The 9291-nt window shown below is 73.3% G+C and carries 11 protein-coding genes; 6 read left to right on the forward strand and 5 right to left on the reverse strand.

Annotated elements, in window-relative coordinates; all coding sequences use genetic code 11:
- The 3 genes from ABZ484_RS37565 to ABZ484_RS37575 form a co-directional block, all read left to right on the forward strand.
- A partial coding sequence (locus ABZ484_RS37565) for an OB-fold nucleic acid binding domain-containing protein (RefSeq protein WP_358870442.1) occupies positions 1–1544 on the forward strand: 1544 nt, incomplete at its 5' end.
- Positions 1541–2509 carry a hypothetical protein gene (locus tag ABZ484_RS37570; protein WP_358870443.1) on the forward strand — a complete coding sequence of 323 codons (969 nt, stop codon included), beginning with the start codon at positions 1541–1543 and terminating at the stop codon, positions 2507–2509. The genes ABZ484_RS37565 and ABZ484_RS37570, both read left to right, overlap by 4 nt.
- A gap of 257 nt (positions 2510–2766) precedes the next feature.
- Entirely contained in the window at positions 2767–3627 is an 861-nt protein-coding gene (locus tag ABZ484_RS37575; protein ID WP_358870444.1) for an alpha/beta fold hydrolase, read from the forward strand.
- A 75-nt stretch (positions 3628–3702) separates the two neighbouring features.
- Here the strand turns inward: ABZ484_RS37575 and ABZ484_RS37580 are convergent, their stop codons facing one another.
- A complete protein-coding gene (locus ABZ484_RS37580; RefSeq protein WP_358870445.1) occupies positions 3703–4755 on the reverse strand; it encodes a lytic polysaccharide monooxygenase in 1053 nt (350 codons plus the stop codon).
- 178 nt (positions 4756–4933) lie between these two features.
- On the opposite strand from ABZ484_RS37580, the gene ABZ484_RS37585 reads away from it, so the two are divergent.
- Positions 4934–5407, forward strand: coding sequence for a GNAT family N-acetyltransferase (locus ABZ484_RS37585; RefSeq protein ID WP_358870446.1), 474 nt, complete (start codon positions 4934–4936; stop codon positions 5405–5407).
- Between the two features lie 38 nt (positions 5408–5445).
- Here ABZ484_RS37585 and ABZ484_RS37590 read toward each other — a convergent pair whose 3' ends face one another.
- Entirely contained in the window at positions 5446–5583 is a 138-nt protein-coding gene (locus ABZ484_RS37590; RefSeq protein ID WP_358870447.1) for a hypothetical protein, read from the reverse strand.
- A 139-nt stretch (positions 5584–5722) separates the two neighbouring features.
- Here ABZ484_RS37590 and ABZ484_RS37595 point away from each other — a divergent pair, with 139 nt between their 5' ends.
- Complete coding sequence (locus tag ABZ484_RS37595; protein ID WP_358870448.1) at positions 5723–6349, forward strand: class I SAM-dependent methyltransferase; 627 nt, start codon at positions 5723–5725, stop codon at positions 6347–6349.
- Positions 6350–6418: 69 nt separating this feature from the next.
- Here the strand turns inward: ABZ484_RS37595 and ABZ484_RS37600 are convergent, their stop codons facing one another.
- On the reverse strand, positions 6419–6931 hold the full coding sequence (locus tag ABZ484_RS37600) for a DUF402 domain-containing protein (RefSeq protein ID WP_358870449.1): 513 nt from the start codon (positions 6929–6931) through the stop codon (positions 6419–6421).
- A complete protein-coding gene (locus tag ABZ484_RS37605) occupies positions 6912–7841 on the reverse strand; it encodes a GNAT family N-acetyltransferase (RefSeq protein ID WP_358870450.1) in 930 nt (309 codons plus the stop codon). The genes ABZ484_RS37600 and ABZ484_RS37605 overlap by 20 nt, the downstream gene beginning before the upstream one ends.
- Before the next feature lie 160 nt (positions 7842–8001).
- On the opposite strand from ABZ484_RS37605, the gene ABZ484_RS37610 reads away from it, so the two are divergent.
- The gene (locus ABZ484_RS37610; protein ID WP_030178930.1) at positions 8002–8370 is read left to right on the forward strand and encodes a GntR family transcriptional regulator; all 369 of its coding nucleotides are present in this window, start codon (positions 8002–8004) and stop codon (positions 8368–8370) included.
- Positions 8371–8385: 15 nt separating this feature from the next.
- Here the strand turns inward: ABZ484_RS37610 and ABZ484_RS37615 are convergent, their stop codons facing one another.
- Positions 8386–9165, reverse strand: coding sequence for a DUF72 domain-containing protein (locus tag ABZ484_RS37615; protein ID WP_358870451.1), 780 nt, complete (start codon positions 9163–9165; stop codon positions 8386–8388).
- Between the last annotated feature and the right edge of the window lie 126 nt (positions 9166–9291).

Here is a 9291-nt window from a genome sequence, read left to right on the forward strand (position 1 = left end):
AGCCGCTGAAGGAGACGTACGGGGTGGTCGTCTTCCACGAGCAGATCATCCACATCGTGCACATCATGACCGGCTGCGGGCGCGACGAGGCGGACCGGGTGCGGCGCGGGCTGTCCGACCCTCAGTCGCAGGGGCGGATCAAGGTGTGGTTCGCCCAGCACGCGGCGGCGCGCGGGTACGACGCGGAAACGATTCGGCGGACCTGGGAGATCGTCGAGGCCTTCGGGTCGTACGGCTTCTGCAAGGCGCACGCGGTGGCCTTCGCCGTGCCGACGTACCAGTCGGCGTGGCTGAAGGCCCATCATCCGGCCGCCTTCTATGCCGGGCTGCTCACGCACGACCCCGGGATGTACCCCAAGCGGCTGCTGCTGGCGGACGCGCGGCGGCGCGGGGTGCCGATCCTGCCGTTGGACGTGAACAGGTCGGGAGTCGCACACCGTATCGAACTGGTGTCTGAGTCGAGGTCTGATTCATCCGGTTCATCCAGTTCATCCGCTGTTCCGTCCGGTGTTCCGTCCGGTGTTCCGTCCGGTGTCCCGTCCGGTGTTCCGTCCGGTGTCCCGTCCGGTGTCTGGGGACTTCGGCTGGCGCTCTCCGACGTGCACGGCATCAGCGAGGCCGAGGCGGCGCGGATCGCGGACGGGCAGCCGTACGCCTCGCTGCTGGACTTCTGGGAGCGGGCCCGGCCGAGCCGCCCGATCGCCGGCCGGCTGGCCCAGGTGGGCGCGCTGGACGCGTTCGGCGCCAACCGCCGCGACCTGCAACTGCACCTGACCGAGCTGCACCGGGGCGCCCGGGGCGGAGGCGGCGGCCAACTGCCCCTGGCCGGCGGCCGGAAGACGGCCGCGGCCGGGCTCCCCGACCTGTCCGACGCCGAGAAGCTCAGTGCCGAGCTGGGCGTGCTGTCCATGGACACCTCACGGAACCTGATGGACGACCACCGGGCGTTCCTCGACGAGCTGGGCGTGGTCTCCGCGCGCCGGCTGCGCGAGGCCCGGCACGGCGAGACGGTGCTGGTCGCGGGCGCCAAGGCGGCCACCCAGACCCCGCCGATCCGGTCCGGCAAGCGGGTCATCTTCACCACGCTGGACGACGGCACCGGCCTGGTCGACCTGGCCTTCTTCGACGACTCCCACGACGCCTGCGCGCACACCGTCTTCCACTCCTGGCTGCTGCTGGTGCGCGGAGTGGTGCAGCGGCGCGGCCCGCGCAGTCTCAGTGTGGTGGGGTCCGCCGCCTGGAACCTCGCCGAACTGGCCGAACTGCGGGCCGAGGGCGGCCTGGAGGAGGTGGCGGCCCGGCTGGCACGCCCCGTTCCGCAGGGAGCGGAGCAGGGAGCGGAAGGCACCCCCGACGGCGAAGGCGAGGGCGACGGCGGGGGCGACGGCGGAGACGCGCGGCGGCCGGCGCGGGCCGGGCACGGGCGGAGCATCCGCATGTCCACCGGCTACGAGATGCACCCATGGGCGGATCTGCGCCCGGCGGGCGAAGGGCCCGCGAGCGGAAGGAAGTTGTGGCACCAGTCTCCAGGGAGCGCGGGATGACCATCCTCTGTGTACGTTTTCAGCTGCCCCCGATGTACGAGGCGGCCCTGCCGGGGCTGCTCGGGCTGCTGGAGGAGTTCACCCCGGTGATCGAGGCGCTGCCGCCGGACGGTGCGCTGGCCGATCTGCGGGGCGCCGAGCGGTACTTCGGGCGCGAGGCGGTCGAACTGGCCTCGGTGATCCGGGTCCGCGCGCTCGCGCGGTACGGCGTCGACTGCCTGATCGGCGCCGGACCGGGCCCGATGCTGGCCCGCATGGCCCTGTACGACGCCCGGCCCGGGGTGACGTGCGCGGTGCCCGAGGACGGCGTCGCCGAGTTCCTCGCCGGCAGGCCCGTCACCGCGCTGCCCGGCGTCGGTACGGCGACGGCCCGCACCCTGGGCGAGTACGGCCTGGACACCCTGGACCGGGTCGCCGCCGCGCCCCTGTCGACGCTCCAGCGCCTGCTCGGCGCCAGGACCGGTCGTGAGCTGCACGAGAGGGCGAACGGCGTCGACCGCGGCCGGGTGGTCCCCAATGCCGTCTCCCGCTCCCTGGCCACCGAACGCCCCTTCGAGCGCGACGAGCTGGACCCCGACCGCCACCGCCGGGCGCTGCTGTCGGCCACCGAGGAACTGGGCGCCCGGCTGCGCGCCCTCGACAAGGTCTGCCGCACCCTGACGCTGACGGTGCGCTACGCCGACCGATCCGCCACGGTCCGCAGCCGCACCCTGCCGGAACCCACCGCCCACACCACGGTGCTGACCAGGGCCGCGTACGGCATGTACGAGGCCCTCGGCCTCCAGCGCGCCCGGGTCCGCGCCCTCGCCCTGCGTGCCGAGGGCCTGGACTCCGCCGAACAGGCGTCCTACCAGCTCACCTTCGACCCGGTCGACGAGAAGGTCCGGCGCATCGAGGAGGTCGCGGACCGCGCGCGTGCCAGGTTCGGCCCCCGGGCCGTGATCCCGGGCACCCTGGCGGCGTGACTCCGGCGACCGGGGGGCGAGGGGCGGCCGGCGCACACCGTGCGAACCAGCCCGACAGGTCGGCTTGGTGACGCTTTGTCAGGCCCATTACCCCATGACTCCCAGTCGTCGCCGGTTATCGCTGGAAGTTTTTACTGACGCGTAACTTCACACCTGGACTACTCGTCCGTAACTTGACGAGTGAACAGCATCCTCGTGATCCGGATCACAGGGCGCAGTGCCGTCGCACCTCCCTTGAGCCGCAAGGAGATCACACGATGCTGCCCGCCAAGCGCGCCCTGAGACACCTGGCCGCCCTCGTCCTGGCCGTCGCCGTCGCCACCGTCCCGGCCGCCACCGCCCACGCCTCCGACGCGCCCACCACCGGCTGGAACGACTACAGCTGCAAGCCGTCCGCCGCCCACCCCCGCCCCGTCGTCCTGGTCCACGGCACCTTCGGCAACTCCGTCGACAACTGGCTGTCCCTCGCGCCGTATCTGGAGGACCGCGGGTACTGCGTCTTCTCGCTCGACTACGGACAGTTGCCCGGAGTGCCGCTCTTCCACGGCCTCGGCCCCATCGACACGTCGGCCGGGCAGCTGTCCGCCTTCGTCGACAAGGTGCTCACCGCCACCGGCGCCGCCAAGGCCGACCTGGTCGGCCACTCCCAGGGCGGGATGATGCCCCGCTACTACCTGAAGTTCCTCGGCGGAGCCGCCAAGGTGAACGCCCTCGTCGGCCTCGCGCCCGACAACCACGGCACCACCCTCAGCGGCCTGACCAACCTGCTGCCGTACTTCCCCGGCGCCGAAGACCTGCTCAAGGCCACCACTCCCGGCCTCGCCGACCAGATCACCGGCTCCGACTTCCTCACCAAGCTCAACGAGGGCGGCGACACCGTGCCCGGAGTGCACTACACGGTCATCGCCACCAAGTACGACGAGGTGGCCACCCCCTGGCGGAGCCAGTACCTCACGGGCTCCGACGTCCGCAACGTCCTGTTGCAGGACCTGTGCCCGGTCGACCTGTCCGAGCACCTGGCGATCGGGCTCTTCGACCGCGTCGCCTTCCACGAGGTGGCCAACGCCCTCGACCCACCGCACGCCACCCCCACCACCTGCGCGTCCGTCTTCGACTGACGACGGCACCGACGCGCACGTGCGGGGCCTGTCCGGCCTGAGCCGCCGGACAGGCCCCGCGTTCGTCCGGCCGCCTCAGCGGCCCCGCCGCCCCCCGTGGGCGGCGCGCCGCCGGACCGAGGCGAACAGCGCCGCCGACCCGAGCGCCAGGGCGGCCGCGCCGCCGATCGCCACGTACGGGGTGCTGCCGTCGCCGCCGGTCTCGGCGAGGCCGAGGGGCCGGGTCCGGTCGGTCCGTACGCCGGCGGCCTCGGGCCGGTTCGCATCCGCGGGTGCGGGGGCACCGGAAGCGGCCGCCGAAGGGTGCGCCGCCGGATGTGCCGCCGAGTTCGGCGTCGGGTCCGTGGTCGTAGGGGCGTCGGCGTCCCCGTGGCCGTGATGCTCGATCGTCGACCTGCCGGCGCCGTCCTCGATCTGCCGCTCGGTCGGCGCGGAGGCCGTCGGCGCCGGCGAGGAACCGCTCGCCGCCCCGCCGCCGTCCCCGCTCCCGCTCCCGCCGAAGGTGACGTCGGAGCAGGAGTAGAACGCCTCCGGGCTGTCCGATCGCTGCCACACCGCGTACAGCAGCTGCCGTCCGGTGCGCTCGGGCAGCGTCCCGGAGAACGTGTAGAAGCCGCCCGTGGCGACCGGGTCCGTGACCGTGGCGACCGGATGCTCCAGGTCCAGGTCGGCCCAGGCCAGTGGCCCTGCCGGGTCGTAGCCGGGCTTGGTGATGTAGACGGTGAAGGTGCCCTTGTGCGGGGCGGTCACCCGGTACTTGAACGGGTACGAGCCGCTGTGCACCGCGGTCGCGGGCCAGTCCGCGCGGGCCAGGTCGAGGCCCTTGAACTCCTCGTTGTTCGCGCTGCACAGCCTGCCGTCCGGGATCAGCTCCTGGTGCCGGCCGTTCGCGTCGCCGATCCGTATGCCGTTCCAGTCGTACAGGGCCTGGGTTCCGCCCGCCGCCACCGCCGCCCTGCACGCCGCCGACCTCGGGCTCTCGGGGCCCTCCGCGTAGCACTGGGAGACCCGGCTGACCGGGTCGCCCATGGAGCCGTGCGCGGACGCGGGCGCGGCGGCGAGGGCGGTCAGCGCGAGCGGGGCCAGGCCGAGGGCGGCGAGAGCGGCGGCCTTGCGGCGTGCGGGCATGAGGAACTCCTCGGAAGCGGTCCGGAACGGTCCTGGTACGGGAGGACGGATCCCGTGGGGTGATCCGAAACTAGCCCCGGAGAACCGCCGAATCGCCTGCTGAGGGCGGCGGAGGGAGATCCTTATGCTCGCGTTAAGGGAGTGCTGAGACTGCGCTCAGGTAGGTAGCGTGCCCGGCATGCGGAGCGAGCAGACCGGCGAGGGGATCAGGGCGGCGGCCGCCGCCGACGTACCGGCCGTGAAGGCCGTGACCGACGCGGCCTACCGGCCCTACATCGAGCGCATCGGCGTGGTGCCGGCGCCCATGGAGGCCGATCACGCGGCGGACGTGGCCGCGGGGAAGGTGTTCGTCGCGCGGGAGGCGGCGGCGGGCCGGGTGGTGGGCCTCGTCGTGATCGAGGCCCGCGCGGACCACCTGTTCCTCGACAGCATCGCCGTCCACCCCGACGCACACGGCACGGGAGTGGGACGGCGACTGCTTCGGTTCGTGGACGCCCGCGCGCGTGTGCTGGGGCTGGGGGAGATCAGGCTCTACACGAACGCGATGATGTGGGAGAACCAGAAGATCTACCCGAGATACGGCTACGAGGTGATGGAACGCCGGGTGGACGGACCCTACGACCGGATCCACTACCGCAAACGGCTCGCCTGACGCGTCTCATCGGTCGGTCTCATCGGCAGGTCCGCAGGTCATCCGTCCGGCCACCACGTCCGTGCGATGTCCTTGCGGACCTCCGGTCGTCCGCCCGGACGCTCGTCGGCCTCCTCGCCACGCAGGCGGCGCGGGTCCGTCTTCCTCAGGGGCTTCTGCACTGTCGTACGGCGCATCGCTGCCTCCTTCGACGCCTACCGGGTTCCGTGTTCTCACGGAGGTAGACCTTGCGGGCGAGAGTTCCTCATCGGTGCGGGTCTGTCTGTGGCGGCTGTCACGAATCGGTTGTCAGTGGCGGGTGTCACTCTTGGCCGCATGAGCGAACCGATCACGACCCACCCCGCCCCGACGAGCCCGGCCCCCGTGAACTGGGACGCGCAGGCGGCCGTCTTCGACGACGAGCCGGATCACGGGCTGCGCGACCCGCTGGTGCGCGCCGCCTGGGCCGAGCGCCTGAGCGGCTGGCTGCCCGGGACTCCCGGCGAGATCCTCGATCTCGGCTGCGGCACGGGCAGCCTGTCGCTCCTCGCCGCCGAGCGCGGACACCGGGTGACCGGCGTGGACCTCTCCCCGAACATGGTGGAGCGGGCCCGCGCCAAGCTCGCGGGCCGGGACGCGGTGTTCCTGGTCGGCGACGCGGCCAGCCCGCCGGTGGGCGAGCGGTGCTTCGACGCCGTCCTCGTCCGCCATGTGCTGTGGGCACTGCCGGACCCCGCGAGCGCCCTGCGGCGCTGGCGGGAGCTGCTGCGCCCCTCCGGGCGGCTGATCCTGGTCGAGGGCGTCTGGGGCACGGTCACCCCCGTCGGCATACCCACGGAACGCCTCCTCACTCTTCTCGCACCCCTCACGGAGCACACCCGTGTGGAGCGTCTCTCGCAGGACGCGCGCCTGTGGGGCAGGGCCGTGGACGACGAGCGGTACGCGGTGGTGGCGACGGTGTGAGCCCCCGGGGTCCTTCAGGCCGGCAGCGCGGCCCGGGGTCGTTCAGGCCAGCAGGGCGGCCGGGGTCGTTCAGGCCAGCAGGGCGGTGAAGCCGCCCTCGCGGGCCAGCCTCTCCAGCTCGTCGAGCGCGGCCACGGCGCGGGCGGCGGCCTCGGGATCGCGCTCGGCCAGGCCGCTCTCGGCGAACTCGTCCTCGTCCAGGCGCCGTACGTCCGTGCCGTCCGCGGAGCGCCACAGGTCCAGGTCGAGGTCCTCGGCGACCAGTTCCGTACCCGAGAACTCGGCCGGGCGGGTGATGTCGCAGTACCAGCCCTTCAGCCGGCCCCCGCCGTCGCGGACCTCCTTCACCGAGTACCAGCGGTCGCGCCAGTAGTACTCCGTGAACACGTCACCGGGCTCGAAGCGCACGAAGCCGAAGTCCCGTACGCCCTCGCCCGCCCAGGGCGCCCGGACGGCGATCCGTGCGCCGTCGTCGGCCACCAGCTCGCTCGGGTAGCTGAGCTTCGTACGGCCGCCCTTGACGAGCACCACGGTGACCGGCGCCCCCGCCGGTCCCGCCGCGTCAGCCGAGCTCACGGACATACCGCACCTCCGTCGCACACACCTCGTACCCGAACCACCTGTTGATCGCGAGCATCGGCCCGTTGCCGGTGTCGTTGCCCGTGAACGCCTCCGTGTACCCGGCGGCGCGGGCGCGGTGCAGCGAGTCGTTCTTGGCGAGCTTGGCCAGGCCCCGGCCGCGGTGGGCCCGGGCGGTGCCCGTCATGACCGTGCCGTACCGGGTGGCACCGTCCGTACGGGCCGCCGAGAACGCCGCGGGGCGGCCGTCGACCACCGCCACCGACGTCAGCCCGGCGTCGAACAGCGGATGCCGCCAGGTCTCCGCGAGCCAGGCCTCGTAGTCGGTGAACTCGTAGTCCACGTCGCTCGGTTCGTCGGCCGTCGCCTCCGCGTCCAGCTCGAACAGCGGGCGCGGGTCGTCGGCGAAGTCCGAGCCCCGGCGCAGTTCCACGCCCGGGGGCGGGTCCTGGAGCGGCGGGAGCGTGCCGCCCGCCAGGTCCAGACGGAGGAAGTGGGCGGAGCGGCTGCTCTTGTAGCCGTGCCGCTCGGCGAAGGCGCGGTTGCCCCGCTCGTCCAGCACCCAGGCGTGCAGCCTGACCGCCCCGTGGGCCGCCAGGTGCTCCTCGGCGGCCCGCACCAGCAGGGTGCCGGCGCCCCGGCGGGTGTGCTCCGGATGCACGTACACGTTCACGTTGCCCTGGCCGGGCTCGGCGCTCTCGTGGGACAGGTGCACCTGCGCCGTGCCGATCACCTCGCCGTCCGCCACGGCGACGAGGGGACGGTAGTGGGCGTCGGGATGCATGTGGGCGAGGTCGTGGGCGAGGGACCGCGGGGTGGACAGCATGTACGGCAGCGCGAGGTGCCGGACGCGGACGAAGCCCTCCAGGTCGCCTGGCGCGTCGGCGCGGAGGTCACGGACGATCACAGTCATGTAGGCGCACGCTACGGCGGGAGCCGACCGGGCGCCTCCCATTTTCCCGGGGTGCGCTTTTCCGGGGGCCCGCTTTTCCGGAGGTTCGCTTTTCCGGGGTCCGCTTTCCGGCGGGCGCCCAGGAGCGCGCGGGCTCCCGGGGGTGCGGGACAATCACCACGTGACCTTGAAGATCCACATCGACGACGGCGCACCTCCCTACGAGCAGGTGCGGGCGCAGATCTCCGAGCAGGCGCGTTCGGGGGCGCTGCCGGTGGGCTACCGGCTGCCGACGGTGCGCGGACTGGCCGAGTCGCTCGGGCTCGCCGCGAACACCGTCGCCAAGGCCTACCGGGCGCTGGAGGCGGACGGGGTGATCGAGACCCGGGGGCGCAACGGCACGTTCGTGGCCGCCGCGGGCTCGGCCGCCGAGCGCGAGGCCGCGGCGGCCGCCCAGGCCTACGCGGAGCGCGTACGGCGGCTGGGGCTGGACGAGGACGCGGCGCTCGCCGCCGTGCGCGACGCCCTGCGGGCGGCCTACGAGCGGTGAGCCGCTCCGGGCGTCTCAGGCCTGGGGTTGCGCGGACACCCGGTCCGGCGTGCGGGTGACCGTCAGGCCCGCCCGCCGCGCGGCCCTCGCGAAGACCACCGCGTCCTGGACCGCCGCCCCCGTGGGGTCGTTGTTGAAGTAGGCGTACACGTCCCGCTCGTCCGGCCAGGTCGTCGCGACCCGGTCGACCCACGTCTCCAGGGACCGCCGGCCGTAGTGCGGCCAGGCCCGGGCACGGCCCACGTGGAAGCGGACGTAGCCCCAGCCGGTGGTCGGCCACAGCGGTGTGACCGGGCGGGCGTACGCGTCGGCCCAGCACAGGGCCGCGCCCCGCAGCTGAAGGACCCGGCGGACCTCGGGCGTCCACCAGGAGTCGTGGCGCGGCTCGACCGCGACCCGCGCACCGGGCGGGAAGGCGGCGAGAGCGGCGTCCAGCAGCCCGGGGTCGGCGCGCAGCGTGGGCGGCAGTTGGAGCAGCACCGGGCCGAGCCGGTCGCCGAGGCCCGCCGCCCGCGACATCAGCCGGTGCACCGGCTCCTCGGGGTCCTTGAGCCGTTTGATGTGCGTCAGATAGCGGCTCGCCTTGACCGCGACCACGAAGTCCGGCGGCACGCGCTCCCGCCAGGACTCGAAGGTCTCCCGCTCCGGCAAGCGGTAGAAGGCGTTGTTGATCTCCACGGTGGCGAACGCGGCCGCGTACTCCTCCAGCCACAGCCGGGTGGGGCAGCCCTCCGGGTACAGCACCCCCCGCCAGTCCTTGTACTGCCAGCCGGACGTCCCGACGAACAGGGTCATACGTCCATCAAAACACCACCGGGCGCGTCGAACACCACCAGCCGCCGGCTGCGGCCACAGCCCAGCGGCCGACTACAGGTACAGCCCCGCGTCCGCGCCTTCGCGCGGCTCGGGGAGGGCCGTGGG

The organism is Streptomyces sp. NPDC006393, from assembly GCF_040628575.1.
Lineage (GTDB): Bacteria > Actinomycetota > Actinomycetes > Streptomycetales > Streptomycetaceae > Streptomyces.